Annotated in this window: 19 protein-coding genes; 13 read left to right on the forward strand and 6 right to left on the reverse strand. The window is 63.4% G+C overall.

Going from position 1 to position 21,693, the window contains the following annotated elements; all coding sequences use genetic code 11:
- Position 1: 1 nt before the first annotated feature.
- The 3 genes from choV to NR193_RS23525 all read right to left on the reverse strand — a co-directional run bounded on the left by choV (position 2) and on the right by NR193_RS23525 (position 3,108).
- Positions 2–1,183, reverse strand: coding sequence for a choline ABC transporter ATP-binding protein (gene choV / locus NR193_RS23515; RefSeq protein ID WP_256753140.1), 1,182 nt, complete (start codon positions 1,181–1,183; stop codon positions 2–4).
- Complete coding sequence (choW, locus tag NR193_RS23520; protein WP_256753141.1) at positions 1,180–2,034, reverse strand: choline ABC transporter permease subunit; 855 nt, start codon at positions 2,032–2,034, stop codon at positions 1,180–1,182. Before choW ends, choV begins: the two co-directional genes overlap by 4 nt.
- Before the next feature lie 138 nt (positions 2,035–2,172).
- A complete protein-coding gene (locus NR193_RS23525; protein WP_256753142.1) occupies positions 2,173–3,108 on the reverse strand; it encodes a choline ABC transporter substrate-binding protein in 936 nt (311 codons plus the stop codon).
- A gap of 380 nt (positions 3,109–3,488) precedes the next feature.
- On the opposite strand from NR193_RS23525, the gene NR193_RS23530 reads away from it, so the two are divergent.
- On the forward strand, positions 3,489–4,100 hold the full coding sequence (locus NR193_RS23530; RefSeq protein WP_256753143.1) for a thymidine kinase: 612 nt from the start codon (positions 3,489–3,491) through the stop codon (positions 4,098–4,100).
- Between the two features lie 6 nt (positions 4,101–4,106).
- Here NR193_RS23530 and NR193_RS23535 read toward each other — a convergent pair whose 3' ends face one another.
- Positions 4,107–5,003 (reverse strand): DMT family transporter, encoded by an 897-nt coding sequence (locus NR193_RS23535; RefSeq protein ID WP_256753144.1) that lies wholly within the window; start codon positions 5,001–5,003, stop codon positions 4,107–4,109.
- A gap of 100 nt (positions 5,004–5,103) precedes the next feature.
- Here NR193_RS23535 and NR193_RS23540 point away from each other — a divergent pair, with 100 nt between their 5' ends.
- From NR193_RS23540 to NR193_RS23575, 8 genes are all read left to right on the forward strand, one after another.
- Complete coding sequence (locus NR193_RS23540; RefSeq protein ID WP_256753145.1) at positions 5,104–5,961, forward strand: LysR substrate-binding domain-containing protein; 858 nt, start codon at positions 5,104–5,106, stop codon at positions 5,959–5,961.
- A gap of 139 nt (positions 5,962–6,100) precedes the next feature.
- A complete protein-coding gene (locus tag NR193_RS23545) occupies positions 6,101–6,490 on the forward strand; it encodes a cytochrome c family protein (protein WP_256753146.1) in 390 nt (129 codons plus the stop codon).
- A 333-nt stretch (positions 6,491–6,823) separates the two neighbouring features.
- Positions 6,824–7,912, forward strand: a complete 1,089-nt coding sequence (locus NR193_RS23550; RefSeq protein WP_256753147.1) for a hypothetical protein — start codon at positions 6,824–6,826, stop codon at positions 7,910–7,912.
- Between the two features lie 40 nt (positions 7,913–7,952).
- Positions 7,953–9,098, forward strand: coding sequence for a hypothetical protein (locus NR193_RS23555; protein ID WP_256753148.1), 1,146 nt, complete (start codon positions 7,953–7,955; stop codon positions 9,096–9,098).
- A 24-nt stretch (positions 9,099–9,122) separates the two neighbouring features.
- Positions 9,123–11,033: an ATP-binding protein gene (locus NR193_RS23560; RefSeq protein WP_256753149.1), complete on the forward strand. Its 1,911-nt coding sequence runs from the start codon at positions 9,123–9,125 to the stop codon at positions 11,031–11,033.
- A gap of 222 nt (positions 11,034–11,255) precedes the next feature.
- A complete protein-coding gene (locus NR193_RS23565; RefSeq protein WP_256753150.1) occupies positions 11,256–12,560 on the forward strand; it encodes a DUF6638 family protein in 1,305 nt (434 codons plus the stop codon).
- A gap of 104 nt (positions 12,561–12,664) precedes the next feature.
- Positions 12,665–13,789, forward strand: coding sequence for a DUF2333 family protein (locus NR193_RS23570; protein ID WP_256753151.1), 1,125 nt, complete (start codon positions 12,665–12,667; stop codon positions 13,787–13,789).
- A gap of 393 nt (positions 13,790–14,182) precedes the next feature.
- Entirely contained in the window at positions 14,183–15,862 is a 1,680-nt protein-coding gene (locus NR193_RS23575) for a formate--tetrahydrofolate ligase (protein ID WP_256753152.1), read from the forward strand.
- Positions 15,863–15,928: 66 nt separating this feature from the next.
- On the opposite strand, the gene NR193_RS23580 is transcribed toward NR193_RS23575, so the two are convergent.
- Positions 15,929–16,573, reverse strand: a complete 645-nt coding sequence (locus NR193_RS23580; protein WP_256753153.1) for a cysteine hydrolase family protein — start codon at positions 16,571–16,573, stop codon at positions 15,929–15,931.
- 127 nt (positions 16,574–16,700) lie between these two features.
- Between NR193_RS23580 and NR193_RS23585 the strand changes: the two genes are divergently transcribed.
- Positions 16,701–17,696, forward strand: a complete 996-nt coding sequence (locus tag NR193_RS23585) for a GlxA family transcriptional regulator (RefSeq protein WP_256753154.1) — start codon at positions 16,701–16,703, stop codon at positions 17,694–17,696.
- A 5-nt stretch (positions 17,697–17,701) separates the two neighbouring features.
- Here the strand turns inward: NR193_RS23585 and NR193_RS23590 are convergent, their stop codons facing one another.
- A complete protein-coding gene (locus NR193_RS23590; protein ID WP_256753155.1) occupies positions 17,702–18,259 on the reverse strand; it encodes a sugar O-acetyltransferase in 558 nt (185 codons plus the stop codon).
- A gap of 183 nt (positions 18,260–18,442) precedes the next feature.
- Here NR193_RS23590 and NR193_RS23595 point away from each other — a divergent pair, with 183 nt between their 5' ends.
- From NR193_RS23595 to NR193_RS23605, 3 genes are all read left to right on the forward strand, one after another.
- On the forward strand, positions 18,443–18,904 hold the full coding sequence (locus NR193_RS23595) for a DUF4126 domain-containing protein (protein ID WP_111543710.1): 462 nt from the start codon (positions 18,443–18,445) through the stop codon (positions 18,902–18,904).
- Positions 18,901–20,277 carry an FAD-containing oxidoreductase gene (locus NR193_RS23600; protein WP_256753156.1) on the forward strand — a complete coding sequence of 459 codons (1,377 nt, stop codon included), beginning with the start codon at positions 18,901–18,903 and terminating at the stop codon, positions 20,275–20,277. The genes NR193_RS23595 and NR193_RS23600 overlap by 4 nt, the downstream gene beginning before the upstream one ends.
- A gap of 121 nt (positions 20,278–20,398) precedes the next feature.
- Positions 20,399–21,577: an MFS transporter gene (locus NR193_RS23605; RefSeq protein ID WP_256753157.1), complete on the forward strand. Its 1,179-nt coding sequence runs from the start codon at positions 20,399–20,401 to the stop codon at positions 21,575–21,577.
- Positions 21,578–21,693: the final 116 nt, after the last annotated feature.

Here is a 21,693-nt window from a genome sequence, read left to right on the forward strand (position 1 = left end):
ACTACCGCCGCAGCACCGCCGACAGCACGTCGCGGATGCCGATGGCGCCGACGAAGCGCGACTGGTCGTCGAACAGCGCCACCGGTGCGGTCTGCGAGCGATGCATGGCCAGCATCACCGTTTTCAGCGAGGTGCCGGGATTGGCCCAGAACACCTGTGCCATTTCCTCCGGCTGGGCCTCGACGTCGGCGCATGACACCCAGACCGCCGGCTTGCCGTCGCGTTCGGCCGCCGCCACCAGCCCGTGATCGTCGATCTTGAAGCGCGTCGTCTTGCGCCGGTCGAGCCACACCCAGCCGTCCTTGCCCTGTTCGAGGTCGCGCCGGTCGCGCATGACGTTCCAGGCGGTCAGTACCGACAGCGGGTTCACATTGGCGATGAAGTCGCGGACGTAGTCGTTGGCGGGCCGCAGCACGATGTCTTCCGGAGCGCCGGTCTGCACGATGCGGCCACCCTCCATGATGGTGATGTGGCTGCCGATCTTCAGCGCCTCCTCGAGATCATGGCTGACGAAGATGATGGTCTTCTTCAGTTCGGCCTGCAGCTGCAGCAATTCATCCTGCAGCTTGGTGCGGATCAGCGGATCGAGCGCCGAGAATGGCTCGTCCATCAACAGGATCGGTGCCTCGGTGGCGAAGGCGCGGGCCAGGCCGACACGCTGCTGCATGCCGCCCGAAAGCTCATGCGCGTATTTCTTCGACCACTGGTCGAGATTGACCAGCTTGAGCTGACGGTGCACGCGTTCCTTGCGTTCGGCCTCCGGCACGCCGGCAAGTTCGAGGCCGAGGCCGACATTCTCCTCCACCGTGCGCCAAGGCAACAGGCCGAACTGCTGGAACACCATCGCCACCTGCTTCTGGCGCAAGCGCCGCAAGGTGGCCTGGTCGCACGTGACGACATCGACGATCTTGTCGCCGTCCTTGACCAGCACCTGGCCGCGCGACACCACGTTCAGCCGGTTGACGGCCCGCAGCAGCGTCGACTTGCCGGAACCGGACAGGCCCATCAGCACCGAAATCTCGCCCTCGTTGACGGTCAGGCTGGCACCGGCGCAGCCCAGCACGTTGCCGGTCTTCTCGAGAATCTCGGCGCGCGTCGCGCCGGCGTCGATCATCGCCAGCGAGCCGGCCTGGTCGGCGCCGAAGACGATATCGACGTTTCTGAAATCGACGGCGACGGTCATTTCTTGCCTCCAACACCGATGCGGGTCATTCGGTCGAGCACGATGGCGAGCACGACGATGGCCAGGCCAGCCTCGAGCCCGAGGTCGATGCGGCGCGAACCGAGCGCCCGGTTGATCTCGGTACCGAGACCGCCGGCGCCGATGAGCGCCGCGAACACCACCATCGACAGCGACAGCATGATCGACTGGGTGAGGCCGGCCATGATGGTCGGCAGCGCCGAGGGCAGTTCCACCTTCCACAACAGCTGGCTCTTGGTGGCGCCGAACGCCTCGCCCGCTTCGATGATCGACTTCGGCACCGAGACGACGCCGAGATGGGTGAGCCTGACCGCGGTCGGGATGACGAAGATGATGGTGACGATGAGGCCTGGCGCGTTGCCGAGACCGAACAGGGTCAGCACCGGGATCAGGTAAACGAAGGTCGGCAGCGTCTGCATCAGGTCGAGTACCGGCAGCATGACGCGGTAGACCTTCGGCTTGTGCGCCGCCCAGATGCCGAGCGGCACGCCGATGGCCATTGCCATGGCCGCCGCCGCGACGACCAGCACCAGCGTCTGCACCGTCTGCTTCCAGAGGTTCTGGTTTATGATGAAGATGAGCCCGAGGAAGACGCCGATGGCGAGTGGCCGCGAGCGCTGCAGCAGCCAGGCGATGGCCGCGATGATCAGCGCCAGCAGCACCGGCGGTACCATCAGCAGGATGTCGACCAGCCCGTCGAGCAGGAAATTGAGGCCATTCGAAAAGGCCCTGAACACAGTATCGAAATTGTCGGTGAGGAAGCCGAAGAACGCCTTTCCCCAGGCGCCGATCGGAATCTTGTGATCGACCATGAATTTCGAAATCGGATCCATATCGCCCCTCTCATGCCGGAGACCGCCCCGCCCTCGGCCTCTACTGTCGCAACGTCATCTTGTCACAGGATATGAAAAAGGGCAGCCTTTTCTAAAATGGCTGCCCTTAATCTCGGTCATGCCGAAATCACAGTCGGCTCAGCTTCCAAGCGCGGTCTTGACCGCCGCCGCGGCATCGCCGCCATCGAAGGTGGTCACGCCGGCGATCCACGGAGCAACCGCGTCCGGATGCTTCTTCAGCCAGTCGGTCGCCACCGTGTTGGCGTCGCCGCCCTTCAGGATCGCGTCCATCATCTCACCTTCCATGTCGAGGTTGAACTTCAGGTTGGCGATGAACTTGCCGGCATTCGGGCACTCGGTGGTGTAGCCCTTGCGCACATTGGTGAACACGGTGGCGGCGCCGAAGCCGCTGTCACCCATGCCGTCGAGATAGGTGATCTTCATGGCGCCCATCACCGGATGCGGCGTCCAGCCGAGGAAGGCGATCCACTCATTGTTCTTCATCGACTGCTCGGCCTGCGTCAGCATGCCGGCCTCCGAGGATTCGACCAGTTCGAAGCCTTCGAGATTGTCCTTCGGGTTCTTGATCATGTCGAGGATGATGCGGTTGCCGTCATTGCCGGCCTCGATGCCGTAGATCTTGCCGTTGAACTTGTCCTTGAACTTGCCAAGGTCGGTCAGCGTCTTGACGCCGGCATCCGCCACATAGGTCGGCACGACGATACCATAGCCGGCGCCGGTCAGGTTGGTGCTGATCGTCTCGACCGAACCGTCGGCGGTGTAGTCCTTGATGTCGTTGGTCATCGACGGCATCCAGTTGCCGAGGAAGACATCGAGATCCTTGTTCTTCAGCGACGCCATGGTCACCGGTACCGACAGCTGGATCACCTGAGGCTCGTAGCCGAGCGCGGTGAGCAGAACGGAAGCGACGCCGGTCGTCGCCTGGATATCGGTCCAGCCGACATCGGAGAGGCGCACCGCCTTGCAGCTTGCCGGATCGCCGGCGAAGGCAGCGCTCGTGGACAACAAAGCCGCCAGCCCGAGGCCGGCGACGAAGGAATTCATACGCGACATAGATATTCTCCCATTGCGATTCTTTGGCGAAGCGAAGTTACGGTTTCTCTGCCCGCCTTGTTTCGTCAGCCAAACACCATTCTCGTGCGGTTTCAAGCGTCAAGGCAATCACGATCAACGGCGCGGGCTGGCCAATCAGCGACACGCTTCCTGCTTTTGCGATGCGAGGGTGGTGTTTTTTGGGGGGAACGCGACGGCGCCCCTCCCCGTGCCGGGGCAAGTCGGCTTAAGGTCTGTTTAGATTCAGGTCAGGCCGCGCCGAAAATGGTGGGTTCCGAGAACCGGAGCGGAGCGTACTTTCGGGTACGTGAGTACCGAAGCGCAGGAACCGCCATTTGCAGGCCGGCATCACCTGAATATCAACAGACCTTCAGGGCGGCATGGCCAAGCTTTACTTCCACTACGCAACGATGAATGCCGGCAAGACGACGATGCTGCTGCAGGCGTCGTACAATTATCGCGAGCGCGGCATGACGACGATGCTGTTCGTCGCCGGCCACTACCGCAAGGGCGACAGCGGCCTGATCTCGTCGCGCATCGGCCTGGAGACGGAAGCCGAGATGTTCCGCGACGGCGACGATTTGTTCGCCCGCGTTGCCGAGCACCACGGGCATACGACGGTGCACTGCGTCTTCGTCGACGAGGCGCAGTTCCTCGAGGAAGAGCAGGTCTGGCAGCTCGCCCGCATCGCCGATCGCCTGAACATCCCGGTCATGTGCTACGGCTTGCGCACCGATTTCCAGGGCAAGCTGTTTTCCGGCTCGCGCGCGCTGCTGGCCATCGCCGACGATTTGCGCGAGGTGCGCACCATCTGCCGCTGCGGCCGCAAGGCGACGATGGTGGTGCGCCTCGGCGCCGACGGCAAGGTCGCCCGGCAAGGCGAGCAGGTGGCGATCGGCAAGGACGTCTACGTCTCGCTCTGCCGCCGTCACTGGGAAGAAGAGATGGGGCGTGCGGCGCCCGACGATTTCATCGGCTTTGTCAGGGCCTGAGCAAGCTCACGCGGCCGAGACATGCCATCTCGAAAACCGCCAGCCGCGGCGCACGCCAAGTGTTGCCAGCGCGATAAGCACCATGCCGGCAGCCTGTGCCAATCCAAGCGGATGCCCGTAGATTGCCCAGTCGATGATGATGGCGACGACCGGATAGATGAAGGTGATGACGCCGATCACCGGTGTCGTCAGGCGCGGAAAGGCTGAATTCATCAGCACATAGGCAATGCCGGTGTGCAGGACGCCGATGCCGGCAAGCCAACCCCATGACGCCAGTGGGATGTGCTGGCCAACCGCCGCGAACGGGGCGAGCATGACGGCACCCACCACGGTCTGGCAAAGCACGGTGATTTCCGCGCGCTGCCGGCCGAGGCCTTTGGCGAGGATGGTCGCCACGGCATAGAGCATGGCCGCTCCCAGCGTCAGTCCAATGCCCAGTGCCCAGTTGGCGTCGACATGCCCGTGCGAAATGGTGAGGCCGCTGGCCAGCACGACGCCAAGAAACGCCGCCAGCATCCACAGGACCTGGTCGAGCGAGATGCGCTCCTTGAGAAAGATCACGCCGATCAGCACCACGAAGAACGGCTGCACATGGTAGACGATCGTCGTCGTGGCGATCGACGTCATGGCAAAGCCGGCGAAGAAGGCCGTCCAACTGAGCACCATGCAGATGCCGGCAAGCGCGGCCAGCGCCAGGCGGGACAAGGACAGGGTGCGATCCGGCAGATAGCCGCGCAGCAGGCACCACGCGAAAAGAAATACCGCGCCGAACACGCAACGCCAGAAGACGATGGTCACGGGATGCAGCCCCGATTCCGTGACGAAGGCGCCGACCGTACCGGCAATCACCATCGCCAGGGCAAGGTTGGCGGCCGGAAAGCGAGCTTTCGATGTATCCGTCATGCGTGGTCTTTCCAACGCTGGGACAGCCATCTGGACAGCAACAAAGCCTTCAAACAAACGAATAGATTTGTGACCAGCCATTCGATATGCTGATAGCAGCATGGCCGCTCCCCTTGACCTCAATCTGCTGAAAACCTTTGTCGCCGTCGTCGAGAGCGGCAGCCTTTCCAATGCGGCGCCTCGCGTCGGCCGCAGCCAGTCGGCCGTCAGCATGCAGATGCAGCGGCTGGAGGAGATGGTCGGCACCCAGTTGCTGGTGCGGGGACCGAGAACGGTCACGCCCAATGCGATCGGCGAGGATTTCCTGATCTATGCCCGCCGGCTGCTGAAGCTGTCGGACGAGGCGTGGGCAAGCGTCACCCGACCGAAAGAAACGGGCAGCGTGCGCCTTGGCGTACCGGATGACTATGCGGCGTTCCTCTTGCCGCCGGTGCTGTCGCGCTTCGCGGCGGAGCATCCCCTGGTGACGGTGGAACTGATCTGCGAACAATCGACCGCGCTGGTGAAGACGCTGGCGGAGGGACGGCTGGACCTGGCAATCGTCACCCGTCTGCCCGAACAGGCGCTCGATGTGATCCGCCTGGAACGCTTCGTCTGGGTCGCCTCGCCCAACCATGTCGCCTGGGAGAGCGATCCCTTGCCCGTCGCCCTGTTCGAGCCTGGCTGTGCCGCCAGGATGAATGTCCTGCAGGCGCTTGGCGATGCCGACCGGTCCTACCGCTGCACCTATTCCAGCGCCTCCCTGCTTGGCCTTGTCGCGGTCGTGCAAGCCGGGCTTGCGGTTGCCGGCCTGGCTCAGCGCAGCGTGCCGCCGTCGCTACGCATCATCGGCGGCAATGAAGGGCTTCCCGTGCTGCCCGATCTCGAAATCGGCATCCTGCGCAACCCGCTGTCGACAACGCCTGCGGTCGAACGGCTGAATGATTTCCTGCGCCGCGATCTGGCGCAGCAAGCCTGACTTGCGGAGGTCATGGTCAGCACATACGAGATCAGGCGCTGGCCGGTCTTCCGCAATCCCGCCACGATGCAGCGTTTGTTAAGGCCTCGGTTCTATTTTGCGTCATCTCGTTCCAGCCAGAACTCGTCGGGGGTCAGCCATGTTTCGAGCCGCTTCGTCTGCCGGTGCCCTTCTCCTCGCCAGTGCCCTTGCCGCCCATGCCGGAGGCGACCCGGCGCTGGGCAAGCACGTCTTCAACCGATGCATCGCCTGCCACGAAGCGGCCACCGACCGCGACAAGGTCGGCCCGCATCTGATGGGTGTCGTCGGCCGCACCGCCGGCAGCGCCGAGAGCTTCCTTGGCCACTACTCCGAGGCTATGAAGAGCGCCGGCGCCGCCGGCCTTGTCTGGGACGAGGCGAACCTTGCCGAATATCTCAAGGCCCCGAAGCTGAAGGTGCCTGGCAACAAGATGGCCTTCGGCGGCCTGACCAGTGACGACGACATCGCCAATGTCATTGCCTATCTGAAGGCCGATCCGAAGCCCTAGCAACCGTCGGCGCGCTTGGCGACGGTGCTCGCTCCGGCTGTTCTCGAGGCCCCCGACTGGTTCAGTGCTGTGTCGAATTTCGAGGCATCCGCATCGGCGGAGATTGAACGCTTTCCCAGTTGCTTTGCCGGCATGAAAGTTCAATGACAGCTGAACTACGCTCGCGCGACGCGGTAATCACGCCATGACCACGCCGTCACTGTCTTTCAAGACCGTGACGAATTCTTTTTGTTTTCGGGCCGGCCTTGTCTTGCGTCTTTCAATCCCCGGATGCCCCACATATATTCGCCGCTGTTCGCAACCAGCGACCTGATGCCGAAGCGGGAGGCCCCAATGGCGACATTGCAGAATTTCGATGCCGAAATTGCCAAGACCAAGCAGGTCGTCCAGGACATGCGCACCAAGATCGAGCAGTCCGGTACCGTTCTGGATACGCTCGCCACCGCCGACAAGAAGATCGGCGACGCCAATTTCGACATCGAGAATGCCCGCATCGAGGATGTGCTGAAGCAGCAGAAGGTGATGGAAGGCAACATCGCCGACCTGATCATCGGGCTCGAGGATGCCACCAACGTCTTCGGCGCCGAGTTCGAGAGCATGAAGAATTACACCGGCTGGGAGAATTTCATCGGCATCTTCTCCAGCCAGAGCAAGCAGCGCATGCGCACCGACCGTGTCCGCAACATGTCGCTGGCCGGCAATCTGCAGGAACTGCTGGCCAAGTCCGACACCATCGTCGGCATCCTAAAGGCGCAGAAAGAGGTTCTCGATCAGCGCTACAAGACCTCCGAGACCAGCCTGTCGCAGGTGATCGAGCGCCGCAAGACCACCATGTCCAACCTCGAAGCCGTGCAGAAGCGCATCGAGGAACTCAATCCGATGCTGCTCGACATCGAGAACAAGATCGCGGCCTCGACCAGCCAGAAGGACCGCACGCAGCTCGAAGGCGAGCGCTCCAAGCTCGCCACCGAATACAACGAGAAGCAGGCCAAGGAACAGGAACTGCTGGCCGAAAGCCAGACGCTCGAGCGCTACACCTCGATGTTCCAGACCTTCGTCGATTCGCTCAACAACCAGATCGCCGCGCAATCGACGCTGATCAACAAGCTGACCATCGATACCGAGCAGCGCATCGTGCTCTACAAGGCGCTGGAAGATTCGCTGAAAACCGCCGCCCAGCAGGACGTCGCCCACAAGATCAACACGCTGGGCAGCCAGGTCGACAACACCGCCGAGGAAACCATGGCCGGCATTGGTGCTGCCTCGCAGAAGCACATCGGCGACCTCTTGGAGATGCACGAGAAGAACATGGTCGCCAGCGCCGACATCCAGCGCCGCAAGAAGCTGGCCGACGATGCCTTCGCCCGCCGCTTCGACGAGGTGCTGAAGAAGCACAATTCGGCCAACTACGTGCAGCAGTAATTGCCGCACGCACCGGTGCGACAATCCCAGGGCTGACAGCATGACCCCCGAAAACGATGCGGCGGCGCGATATTTCTCGGCGATAACGGCAGCACTCAGCGGGCTCGAAGTGTTCATGCGCGACGACCGCTCGCCGCTCTACCGGCACGGCATCGTCGCCAAGATCGTCGCCGAATACATCGCCCGGCTCGACAAGTCCTTTTCCTGCTGGCGCAACCGGCTGGGCTTCATGGACACGTTCCGCATTTCGCGCGCCGAAAGCGGCTTCCCGGTCTTCCAGAACCTGCTCGAACTGGAGAACGACCGCCGCCAGGCCGACGCGCGGCTTGCCAACATCCCGCTGGCCGGCGAGCTGCGCGAGGAGATGGCCGACTTCATCCTGCGCCACAAGGAATTCCCCGAGGCGCTGCAGAAGTCGATGGCCGAGCGGCTCTACCTCGAGGACGTGAAAAGCGAGACCACGTTCGGTCCGTTCACGCTGGCGCAGACGGCCAAGGTCTCGGTCAATCCGAAGACAGCGCGGCCCTATTATCTCGTTCACTGGGCCACCTTCGACGGCAGCGCCAACCTGCCGCTGGTCTACATGGTAACGGTCGAGGACTCCTCCGAAGCGATGATCCGCCAGCTCGTCGACAGAAACGGCAAGCTGAACGAGACGATCGACATTCCGCTGCCGGTCGACGGCCTGCTCAATCCCGAGCTTGCCCACCGTTTCGACGATTTCACCGAGAAGAACTCCGCCTATACGCTGTCGCCGGCGACGATTGCCGTCAACCTCGACAAGGATTTCGAGCCGCTGCATCCCAAGCAGCTGCGCCGCGTCGTGCTTGGCCCGTTCTATTCGGCAGGGATTACCGAGAACAATTCGACGGTGACCGAGGTCCTGGCCAAGGTGCGCAAGCCGGAAAATGCCTGGCTGCTGACCTGGACCATCCAGGAGGTCTATTCCAAGGGCGAGAAGCCTGGCCGCAAGGGGCTGTTTTCGAGCGAGAAGACGACGCAGGAATTCTTCATCAACACCGACGACCTCGAGGCCGCGCGCCAGGGCGTGTCGAGCTACGAAAACCATGCACTGATCCCGCACGAGGCCTATCAGGCGCTCTATGCCGCCGGCGAGGCGCAGAAGATCTTTTCCGGTTACAAGGTCCATATCCTGTCCAACGGACAGGTCATCTCGGACGTCTGACCGTCACACCACGGAGCACCCTTCATGGACACCGGCCTGACCACCATTCCGGAAGCGGCGATCGAGAAGCACCGCGCCACCGCGCAGAGCTTCATCACCCGCATCGTCGTGCTGGAGGATCCCTCACGCGAATCCGGCACCGCCCTTGCCGGCACCAACCGCCGCTTCGTCTCCACCGTCTCGGTCGGCTCGGTGCGCCGCACGCGCGAGGTCGAGCTGTCGAAAACCGTCGGCGCCGTCCATCCCGACGATCAGCTGCTGACCATCCCCCAGCACACGCTTTTGTTTCGCGCCCGGCGCGGCACGGCCATCGCGCTCGCAATATCGGACGTCTTCGCCGAAGGCTCGGACCTCGAAAGCCTGCAGGCGAAGAACACCCGCGCCCCCCTCGAAGGCGACGAGGCCGCCACTTTCAAGAAGCTTCTGTCAGCCTCGGCTTACATCTCGGCCTTCAGCCTCGCTTCCTATCTGTTCCAGCTGATCGACAGCGACGGCGAAGCGCCCAACGACAGTCCCGAGCCGGACTTCCTGTTCGACACGCCGCAGGATGCGGTGAAGTCGATCCTGGCCGGCCTCGACAAGGCGGTATCAGGATCGTCCGACGACGCCGACCTGATGACCAGGGCACGCGCCTTTGCTCGTGTCGCCATCGACGGGCTGTTGGCGCGCAAGGGCCGCTTCGACGGCATCGGCCCCTTCGAGAACGCCCATATCCGCATCGATGTCGACGATTTCACCCTCGATGGTTTCGACGTCGCGCCGGGCAAGCGGTCGAAGCCCCTGGTGATGACCTTCAAGACGCCGGAAGAGGTCGTTGGCAACCACATCGCCAAATACCAGTCGGTCAAGCTCGCCAAGATGCTGATGGCCTATGATTTCGAGCGCGAGCTGAACCCCTTCGTCGAGCTCGGCGGCTTCCTGTTCACCTTCATCGGCGATGGCGCGCCCGGCACCGGCAAGACGACGCTGATCCAGATGATCGCCGGCCTCGTCAACGGTTACTGCCAGGTCGCCGGTTATCCCTTCGCCTACGAGAATTTCGGCGTTGACCAGATCTCGTCCTACCAGGGCAAGTCAGGCCAGAACTGCCGCCAGTTCATCAACAATGTGCTCAACCCGCGCGTCATCGGCTTCGGCACCATCGACGACATCGACCAGGTGGCGGCCAGACGCTCCGACGACCGCGCTTCGGCCGGCCAGCAGGAGATCACCGGCGTCTTGATGGATGCTTTCGCCGGTGCCGGCACCGTGGTGCGCGGCAACTGCTCGTTCGGCATGTTCTCCAACTATCCTGAAAATGTCGACGACGCGCTGCGCCAGCGCGCCGGCGCCCGCTGGCTGGTCGACGGTCCGCAGACGCGCGACGACTACATCGACATCTTCGTGCTGCTTGCCGGCAAGAACCACAAGATCCCGCTCGGCGACCACAAGCTCTACGCCGCGCAGGAGATTCAGCGCGCCGTGACCGAGGCCTATGAGGAGCATGAGAAGCCGCAGGAAGACGGGTTGATGAGGGTCTATGAGCGATACATGAAGGAGAATGGCGCGCCGAAATCCATGGCCGACATCGGCACTTATCTGCACCTGATCAAGGATGCCGAGCCGCGCTTCACCGGCCGCGCCATCAAGAATGTCACCGACGCCATCAAGATGCGCGCCATGGACATCGAGCTTCCCGACGATTGGTTCGAGAAGCCGGAAGCCTTCATGCACAAGGGCTACGACGAGAAGAAGGCGATGATCGAGGAACTGCGCGGCCCGTTCTCGATGGACATGGTCATGCAGGAGATCAACCGCTACGCCGACAGCGAGTTCCGCTATTCCGACAAGTCCGACGACGCCGCGGCGGAGAAGCTGCTGCGCGACGCTCGCCTGCGCGAACGGGCGGCGCGCGAAATGGAGGAGATGAAGAAGAAGGGGCTGTGGAATGCGTGAGGTGAGCCCGCCTTCCCTTCTCCCCTTGTGGGAGAAGGTGTCGCCGAAGGCGACGGATGAGGGGTGTTCCAGGGAACGCCAGCGTCTCACTCCGCTGGAACACCCCTCATCCGTCTCGGCGCTGTCGCGCCGATCCACCTTCTCCCACAAGGGGAGAAGGAAGGCTCGCGCCCCTCATCCGCCCTTCGGGCACCTTCTCCCCGTGAACGGGGAGAAGGAAGGATGACCCCCACCAAGAAACCCGACCTTCTGCGCGACAACGAACTCATCTATGGCCGGCTGCTGATGGTCGACGAGCCGCATCTCATCCTGCGCTACAACAAGGCGCTGGCCGCGTTCGGCCTCCAACCCACCAGGCTGAAGAGCTTCCAGATCGACCGCACCGGCTTTTCGCCCGAGGTGGCGGACGAATGCGGCGATCCTGACTATCTCGATCCCAACGAGGTCAATCGCCGCTTCATCATCCTGACGCCGTCACAGATCGACCTGCCGGTGGTGCACACCGCTTTCTCAAACACCTCGCAGCTAATGTTCGAGTTCATGTCCAAGAACCAGCGCGCCATCGACGCGTTGACGATCAAGGACGTCATCTATGGCGAGATCGAGGATTCCGTTCCCAAGGTCAATGACATCGAGGACCTGTTGTCGATCAACCAGGTCGAGTTCAAGGTTTTGTCGGCGGAGGACGTGCTGGGCAAGGCCGCTGAACTCGGCAAGCTCGTCGACCGGCTGAAGCAGGAGCCCGACGCCTGGCGCGACAACGCCATGCTGACCCGCATGGTGGAACTGGCCAAGGTCTGCGGCGACATCCGCGAGAACGCGCTGGTGCCGGACCAGGTCATCTTCCGCCACAATGCCTACTGGACCAGCCATTTCGGCGGGCTCTACGTGTTCGTCGATCCGGACATGACGACGGTGATCAGCGATCCGGCCGCCCCCGGCTTCCGCCGCTCGCGGCCGTGGCAGGTGAGTTATATCTCGATCAACGATGCCGACAAGGTGTTCAAGTTCCTCGCCTCCACCGGCCGCATCGAACTGCCGCGCGCGTCCTGGATCGAGACATCGGGCTATCTCGAGCACCGTGCCGAGATGGTGGTGCGCGCGTTGATCCGCGACGCCGAGCCTGACCGCAATCTGACCGATGTCGACAAGGTCTGGCTGCAGACCTGGATCCAGAGCCATGCCGACCTGATAACCAGGGACGGCAATTTTCCCTTCCTCAACGCCGCCAAGCGCGAGATCGCCCAGCTTGGCCACCTCAAGATCGACGATGTCTTCCCGCAGCAGCGTTTCCTGGTCGTCCGCGCCAAGCCCGATCACCCCGACGCCTGGCTGACCAACCGGCTGATCTCGGATTTCGTGCCGTCGGACTTCGTCGCACGCTACATCTTCAACAAGCAGGGCTTCTACAAGGACTATGACGGCTTCAGCGACGCCTGGCGATCGCATGTTGTGGACGTTCTGAAAACCACATATTTGAAGGACAAGGTGGCGTTTCGCACACGCCTCTACGGCCTGACTGACTAGAACGAAATGAACCGCCATTTCGTTCTAACTTGTTGTTTTGGCGCATGATGTTTTCCAAAAAGTCTGCAACTTTTGGCATCATGCTTTGAAGGGGTGACATCGCCATGCTTGATCCGATCGTGAACTTCTTCACCCGGATTTTCCAATGGATCGGCCGCGGCATCGGCCTGCTCATCGGCGTTATCCTGTGGCCGTTCCTGTGGGCCGGGCGCTGGTACACGCAGCGCGGCTGGATCCTGAAGGCCGCGGTCGGCGTGGCTCTGCTGGTGCTGATCGGCCTCTACGCCAATTTCTTCTACGCCACCCAGTGGTGGAACAATTTCAACCCGAACTATCCCGATACCTACACCTTCGAGAAGCGCAACATTTCCGCCGGCGAACAAGTCGCCGCCGGGGCCGGCACAGACACCGCCAAGACCTGCGGAAACTCCGGTATCGCCCAGGTGGCGGCCGACCTCACCGACTTCAATGTCAACCAGAATGCCTGGATCTCGTCGATGATCCTCTACAAGGTCGGCCTGTTCGGCATCGACTGGGACCACACGCCGTGGATGGACAACAAGGCTTCGTTCCAGCGCGGCATCAACCAGGCGGTGCGGCGTACGGCGACCGAGCTTGCCGACAATCTCGGCCGCGTGCGCACCACCTCGCAGATCGACAGCGATCTGCAGAATGCCCGCGGCAATCTGCAGTTCGACGAGGAGACCTGGTATTTCGGCCTGAACCCGTTCGGCCCGAAGACGCCGACGCCGAGCTATTATCGCGACGCCGTGCGCATGCTGCGTTCCTTCAACGCCCGGCTCGCCACCTGCCAGGCCACCTTCGATGCACGCGCCGACAATCTGAAGCAGTATATCGATCGTATCTCGTCGGACATCGGTTCGACGTCGGCGATCCTCAAGGAGCGCGCCGAGAACCACAACAATGGCTGGTTCGATTTCCGCGCCGACGACCGCTACTGGTTCGCCTATGGCCAGCTCTATGCCTATTACGGCCTGATGAAAGGCGCCCAGGCCGATTTCGAGGACGTCATCAAGGAAAAGCACCTGCAGAACCTGTGGGATACGATGGACTCGCAGTTCGTCTCGGCGCTGAAGATCCAGCCCTTCATCATCGCCAATGGCCGCGAGGATGGCTGGCTGTTGCCGACGCACCTGACGACGATGGGCTTCTACGTGCTGAGGGTGCGCTCCAACATGGTCGAAATCAGCAACGTGCTGACGCAGTAACGCTGTCCGGCCCAATGCGGGTCGCCCAAAAGCAGCCTCCTGAAAACAAAGACCTGAAGCGCATCGCCTGAACCCGATCAAGCACGATGCGCTTCAGGCTTGGGCGATGGCGAATTTGCGCCGTCGCCTCTGTCGCATTCCGTGCATTGTGCGGCTGTTTTGAGACGGCGGAAGCGCCTCTGCTCTGGCTTCTATACGGCGCGGCAAGCGGAGCAGAAAGAACCGATGGCAGGTCGGCCGCCGCAGAGGAATTTTCTTCACAGGAAACATAGTTGCATGCAAGTTGACGCCGCGGCAGCGACAGGGTTAGAACATGCCCGCGCCTGGGTTCAACATGCCTGCAAGTGAGATCAAACCCGTCCCCTCCACCGTCCAATCCAGAGGAAAGCCGTCATGGCCGAAGTGAAGTCCGACATCGAGATCGCGCGCGGCGCCAAGAAGAAGCAGATCCAGGAAATCGGCGCCAAGATCGGCATCCCGACCGAACACCTGCTGCCCTACGGCCACGACAAGGCCAAGATATCGGCCGAGTTCATCAAGTCGGTGAAGGGTAACAAGGACGGCAAGCTGATCCTCGTCACCGCCATCAACCCGACGCCTGCCGGCGAAGGCAAGACGACCACCACGGTCGGCCTCGGTGACGGCCTGAACCGCATCGGCAAGAAGGCGATCGTCTGCATCCGCGAGGCCTCGCTCGGACCGAATTTCGGCGTCAAGGGCGGCGCCGCCGGCGGCGGCTACGCGCAGGTCGTGCCGATGGAGGACATGAACCTCCACTTCACCGGCGACTTCCACGCCATCACCACGGCGCACAACCTTTTGTCGGCGCTGATCGACAACCACATCTACTGGGGCAATGAGCTCGGCATCGACACCCGCCGCGTCGTCTGGCGCCGCGTGATGGACATGAACGACCGCGCGCTGCGCGAAATCATCTGCTCGCTCGGCGGCGTCGCCAATGGTTTTCCGCGCGAGGCCGGCTTCGACATCACTGTCGCCTCGGAAGTCATGGCCATCCTGTGCCTGTCCACCGACCTGAAGGACCTCGAAAAGCGCCTCGGTGACATCATCGTCGCCTATCGCCGCGACAAGTCGCCGGTCTACGCCCGCGACCTCAAGGCCGACGGCGCCATGGCCGTTCTGCTCAAAGACGCCATGCAGCCCAATCTGGTGCAGACGCTGGAGAACAACCCGGCCTTCGTGCATGGCGGCCCGTTCGCCAACATCGCGCATGGCTGCAACTCGGTCGTCGCCACCACGACGGCGTTGAAATTGGCGGACTATGTCGTCACCGAAGCCGGCTTCGGCGCCGACCTGGGTGCTGAAAAGTTCTTCGACATCAAGTGCCGCAAGGCGGGCCTGAAGCCAGCGGCGGCTGTCATCGTCGCCACCGTGCGCGCCATGAAGATGAATGGCGGCGTCAAGAAGGAAGACCTCGGCAAGGAAAACGTCGAGGCAGTGAAGAAGGGCTGCGCCAACCTCGGCCGCCACATCGAGAACATCAGGCAGTTCGGCGTGCCGGCGGTGGTCGCCATCAACCACTTCTATTCCGACACCGATGCCGAAATCCAGGCGATGAAGGACTATGTCGCCTCGATGGGTGAGGAAGCGATCCTGTGCAAGCACTGGGCCAAGGGCTCGGCCGGTATCGAGGATCTCGCCAACAAGGTGGTGGCGCTGGCCGAATCCGGCGCCTCGCAGTTCGCGCCGCTCTATCCCGACGCCATGCCGCTGTTCGAGAAGATCAACACCATCGTCCAGCGCATCTATCGCGGCTCCGAGGCGATCGCCGACAAGTCGGTGCGTGATCAGTTGAAGGCCTGGGAAGAGGCCGGCTACGGTCACCTGCCGGTCTGCATGGCCAAGACTCAGTACTCCTTCTCGACCGACCCGAACCTGCGCGGCGCGCCGACCGGCCACACCGTGCCGGTGCGCGAGGTCCGGCTGTCGGCCGGCGCCGGTTTCGTCGTCATCATCTGCGGCGAAGTCATGACCATGCCCGGCCTGCCCAAGGCGCCGTCCTCGGAGAAGATCTTCCTCAACGAGGCAGGCCAGATCGAAGGCCTCTTCTGAGATCCTGCCGTCTCGACAACAAAAGGGCGCCGCAGCGATGCGGCGCCTTCTTGTTTCCATAAGGTTCTATGCGGCGTTGCGCGCCAGCGCCCGCTGGTTGGAGCCGAAGATCGTGTCGCGTTCCGGCAGGGTGCCGCTGTTCAGGCACTCGACCCATTCGGCGGTCTTCAGCACAGCCGCGAAGCGCGACTGCAGGATGATCGTCACCACGCGGTGGATCTCCTCGGCCGAGGCATAGCCGGCGCTGTTGGCGTAAGGCACCGAGCCGGTGGCGTCGGACAGGAATTCCACTGCGAAGCCCATATGCACGGCGTGGATGATGGTCGACAGGTCGCAATTGTGCGTCATGTAGCCGACGACCGTGATCGTATCGATGGCATTGGCGCGCAGCCAGTCCTCGAGGTCGGTACCGGTGAAGGCCGAGGGCAGCGTCTTTTCGACATAGTGGTCGCGGCCGCGCCTGGCGATCTCGGGATAAAGGTCGCCGCCATGGCTGCCCTTGGCGAAGATCGGCGACGTCTCGGGTGCCATCTGCTTGACGACCACCACCTTGACGCCGGCCGCCGCCGCCGCGTCCATGGCGCGCGCCACATTGACGACGCTGTCGCGGAACGGCGGGTGCTGGATGGCCAGGTTGCCGCCGTCATAGTCGTTCTGGACATCGACGACGATCAGCGCCCGGCGCGGCGTGGTGTTGACTGGGTCAGACATGGTGTTTTCCTTTCCGGCTTGAATGCGATGGGCCGAAAATAGGCGGATCGTCAGCTAGCCAAAAGTGTCCCGATTGACATCGTTCGAAAGAATTGGGACAATTCGCATTCAATTGCCGGAAGCGCCCATGACCGACCCGATCATCGCCGTCCTCGCCTTCGATGGCATCAGCCCGTTCCATCTTTCCGTGCCGTGCCTGGTGTTCGGCGAGGACAGGACGGCACTTGGCCTGCCGCGCTTCGACTTCCGCATCTGCGCGGGCAAGCCCGGTCCGGTCCACACCGAGGCAGGACTGACCGTTGCCGCCCCGCATGGGCTCGAAGGGTTCGAAGGCGCCGACATCGTCATCATCCCGAGTTGGCATCATCTCGGCGAGCCGCCAGCACCGCTGCTGACGGAGGCGCTGCGCCAGGCGCACCGGCGCGGTGCATTGATTGTCGGCCTGTGTCTGGGAACCTTTGCCATTGCCGCGGCCGGGCTGCTTTCGGGGCGCGGTGCGGCGACGCACTGGGCCTATGCCGAGCGGCTGCAGAAACTCCATCCCGACATCGCTGTCGATGCCTCGGTGCTCTATGTCGACAATGGCGACGTCGTGACATCGGCCGGCGTCGCCGCCGGCCTCGACTGCTGTCTCCACATCGTGCGCGCCCGCTACGGCGCGGAAGCCGCACTTCGGCTCGCCCGCCAGATTGTCCTGTCCCCGCATCGGCAGGGCGGGCAGGCGCAATTCATCGAGCACCCGGTGGCGAGGAGCCCGGACGCCGACCGTTTTACCCAGGCCCTCGACGCGGTTCGCGCGACGCTTGGCGAAACGCACAGCCTCGACCGCGTCGCCGAAGCCGCAGGCCTGACACGGCGGACCTTCACCCGCCGCTTCCAGAAATCGATCGGCACCAGTTTCGGCGAATGGCTGACCAGCCAGCGGATCGAACTGGCGCAGCGCCTGCTGGAGGCAACCGAGAAATCGATGGACATCGTGGCCTTCGAGGCCGGCTTCGGCAGCGCCACGTCGCTGCGTCAGCATTTCGCCGCCCGGCTCAGGACGTCGCCGGCGCGGTACCGGCGCGAATTCTCGCAGCGCGCCGATCAGGACGAGCGCATGGCGCACGCCCTTTCGTCCTGACCCGCTCAGTTCCTCTTGATCGCCCGTGCCGGGTTGCCGACCACGGTGGTGTTGTCAGGCACGTCGCGCGTCACCACGGCACCGGCACCGACGATGGCGCCCTCCCCGATGCTGACGCCGCCGAGGATGACGGCGCTGCCTCCGATCCAGGCATTGGCGCCGATCTCGACCGGCCTGGCGATTTCCAGCCCGGCTTGCCGGCCCGTGGCCTCCCTGTGATGCTCGGCGCAATAGATCTGCACATTCGGGCCAAGCAGGGTTCCGCTGCCGATGCGCACCGTCGCGGTGTCGAGGATGGTGCAACCGGCATTGAGAAAGACGCCGTCGCCGAGAAAGATGTTGAAGCCATAGGCGCAGTGGAAAGGCGCCTCGATGCGAGCCCCCTCACCCATCTTGCCGAGCAGTGCTTTCAGGCCCGGCCCGAGGTTTCCGCGCTGTCGTGGCGGCAGCGAATTATGCTCGAAAACCGCGTCGCGCGCTATGGCGCGCAGTGCCTCCAATTCGGCATCGAGGCATGTGTACCATTCTCCGGTCGCCATTTTCAGGCGCTCGCTTCCAGCCATGGCGGTGTCTCCATTTGACGTGATTGCCAAAGCACAATTGCAGTGATCGGGAAAGTGCCGGCGTCACAGCAGCATCGAGCGCAGAATCCATTCCGATTTTCGGAGTCATGCGCTGGTCAAATCCAAAGCCTATGCTAGCCTGCTCTTGCCGGGCTGTCCTGGCCCGGATCGAGGGGATCAACCATGTTGTATATTCTCGCACTTCTGATCGGCGTCATTGCCGGTCTTCGCGCCATGACCGCGCCGGCCGCCGTCGCCTGGGGCGCGTATCTCGGTTGGCTGCCGGTCGCCGGCACCTGGGCGAGCTTCATGAGTCACTGGGCCGCTGTCGGCATCTTCACCATCCTGGCCATCGTCGAGCTGGTCACCGACCAGCTGCCGTCGACGCCGAGCCGCAAAGTGCCGCAGCAGTTCGGCGCCCGCATCATCATGGGCGCCTTCACCGGCGCGGTGATCGGCGCGACTGGCGGCGCCACCATCGGCGGCCTGATCGCCGGCGCCATCGGCGCTGTCATCGGCACGCTGGGCGGCGCCGAGGCGCGTGGCCGGCTGGCGGCCGCCTTCGGCAAGGATCCGCCCGCCGCCTTCATCGAGGACGCGGTGGCGATCATTGGCGGCCTGCTGATCGTAGCGGCGGTGGCATGACGGCGAGAACCTTCGAGGCCATCATCATCGGCGCCGGACAGGCCGGCCCTCCGCTGGCCGGCCGGCTGAGTGCCGCCGGCATGAGCGTGGCGCTGATCGAACGCAAGCTGGTCGGTGGCACCTGCGTCAACACCGGCTGCATGCCGACCAAGACCATGGTCGCCAGCGCCTATGCAGCGCATCTCGCCCGCCGTGCCGCCGACTATGGCGTCACGATCAGCGGCCCCGTCGGCGTCGACTATTCCAGGATCAAGGCACGCAAGGACAAGGTGTCGAACGACGCCCGCACCGGGTTGGAAGCCTGGATCGCCGGCATGGACAAATGCACGCTCTATCGCGGCCATGCGCGTTTCGAATCCGCCAACACGGTGCGCGTCGGCGACGACCTGCTGACCGCCGCGAAGATCTTCCTCAACACCGGCGGCCGCGCCTCGGTGCCCGATTTGCCGGGCATCCACGACATCGACTACCTGACCAATTCCTCGATGATGGATCTCGACGTCTTGCCGCGCCATCTGATCGTCGTCGGCGGCAGCTACATCTCGCTCGAATTCGCGCAGATGTTCCGCCGCTTCGGTAGCGAAGTCACCGTCATCGAAAAGAGCCCGCGCCTGACCGGCCGCGAGGACGAGGACGTCTCCGCCGCCATCCTGTCGATCCTCGAAAACGAAGGCATATCCGTCCATGTCGGCGCCGACGACATCGGCTTCGCCAAACAAGGCAAGGACATCGCCGTCACCTTCTCCGCCGGCAAGGCGCCTGCGGTCGGCTCGCATGTGCTGTTGGCGCTCGGGCGCACGCCCAACACCGACGACCTCGGCCTCGACAAGGCCGGCGTCGCGGTCGACAGGCGCGGCTTCGTCATCGTCGACGACCAGTTGCGCTCCAGCGTGCCCGGCATCTGGGCGATGGGCGACTGCAACGGCAAGGGCGCCTTCACCCACACCTCCTACAACGACTACGAGATCGTCGCCGCCAACCTGCTCGACAATGATCCGCGCAAGGTCAGCGATCGCATCGAGGCCTATGCGCTCTACATCGACCCGCCACTCGGCCGCTGCGGCATGACCGAGGCAGCGGTCAAGAAATCAGGCCGCCGCGCGCTGGTCGGACAGCGGCCGATGACCCGTGTCGGCCGCGCCGTCGAAAAGGGCGAAACGCAGGGCTTTATGAAGATCCTCGTCGATGCCGATACGCGGGAGATCCTCGGCTGTTCGGTGCTCGGCCCCGGTGGCGACGAGGCGGTGCATTGCGTGCTCGACCTGATGTACGCCAAGGCGCCTGTCGACACGCTGGCGCGCGCGGTGCACATCCACCCCAATGTCTCGGAACTGCTGCCCACCATCGCCCAGGAGCTGAAGCCGCTGGCCTGATGGCCTGCAGCTCACGTCCAAGCCCTTCCTTTTCTGCATTGCTGCAATGCAGCAACGCCGCTTGCGCACGGCATCCTCCTCCGCGCAGTCTCCATTTGAACCGATTCAGTCTGGACGCCCCATGCCCTTGCCGATTCTTGCGCTTGCCATTGCGTCCTTCTGCATCGGCACCACCGAATTCGTCATCATGGGCTTGCTGCCGGAGGTCGCCGCCGACCTTGGCGTGTCCATCCCTTCGGCGGGCCTGCTGGTCACCGGCTATGCGCTCGGCGTGGTCTTCGGCGCACCTGTCGTCGCCATGGCCACGGCGCACCTGCCGCGCAAGCCTGTGCTGGTCGGGCTGACCGCTTCGTTCGTCGTCGGCAATCTGTTCTGCGCCATCGCGCCTGACTACTGGACGCTGATGGCCGCGCGCGTCTTCACCGCCTTCGGCCACGGCGCCTTCTTCGGCATCGGCTCGGTCGTCGCCGCCAGCCTGGTGCCGCGCAACAAGCGCGCCAGTGCCATGGCGCTGATGTTTGCCGGCCTGACGCTTTCCAACATCCTCGGCGTTCCCGCCGGCACAGCACTTGGCGAAGCCTTCGGCTGGCGCGCCACCTTCGTGGCCGTGGTCGGCATCGGCCTGATCTCGGTCGCTGCCATCGCCTGGCTGGTGCCATCTGACGTCACCGAACCGAGCGGTGGCGGACTACGCGGCGAGTTGCGCGTGCTTGGCAAGCTGCAGGTCTGGTTGGCGATGCTGATCGCGGCCCTTGCCTCGGCCAGCCTGTTTGCCGTCTTCACCTACATCAAGCCTTATCTGACCGACGTGTCCGGCCTGTCCACCTCGGCGGTCACCTGGGTGCTGCTGCTGTTCGGCGCCGGCATGACCATCGGCAACATCATCGGCGGCAGGCTGGCCGACTGGAAGCTGATGCCGACGGTCATCGGCACGCTGCTGTTGCTGGCGCTGCTGTTTGTCGGCTTCATGCAGTTCGGCGCCATAGCCAGCGTCGCCATCGGCATCGTCTTCCTGTGGGGCCTGCTCATCTTCGTCGTCGTGCCGCCGCTGCAGATCCGCGTCGTCGAGGCGGCTTCCGAGGGACCAAACCTCGCCGCGACGCTGAACCAGGGCGCCTTCAATGTCGGCAATGCCAGTGGCGCCTGGATCGGCGGCGTCGCCCTTTCCGCAGGCGTTTCCTACGCCCACCTGCCATTGGTCGGCGCGGCACTGGCTTTGCTGGCAGTCACGGTCGCCGTGCTGTCGCAGGCGATGGATCGGCGCGCCCCACTCGCTTCGCTTCAAGCCCCGGCCGAGTAACCTGCTGCGCCCATAGCGCGGCAGGCTGGACCAATCGACATCGGCACCATCAAATGGGCATGTCTTCGCGCTCCAGAGCAATTCCAGGAAAAGTGTGAAACGGTTTTCCGTCCGGA

The organism is Mesorhizobium sp. Mes31 (assembly GCF_024519675.1).
Classification (GTDB): Bacteria; Pseudomonadota; Alphaproteobacteria; order Rhizobiales; family Rhizobiaceae; genus Mesorhizobium.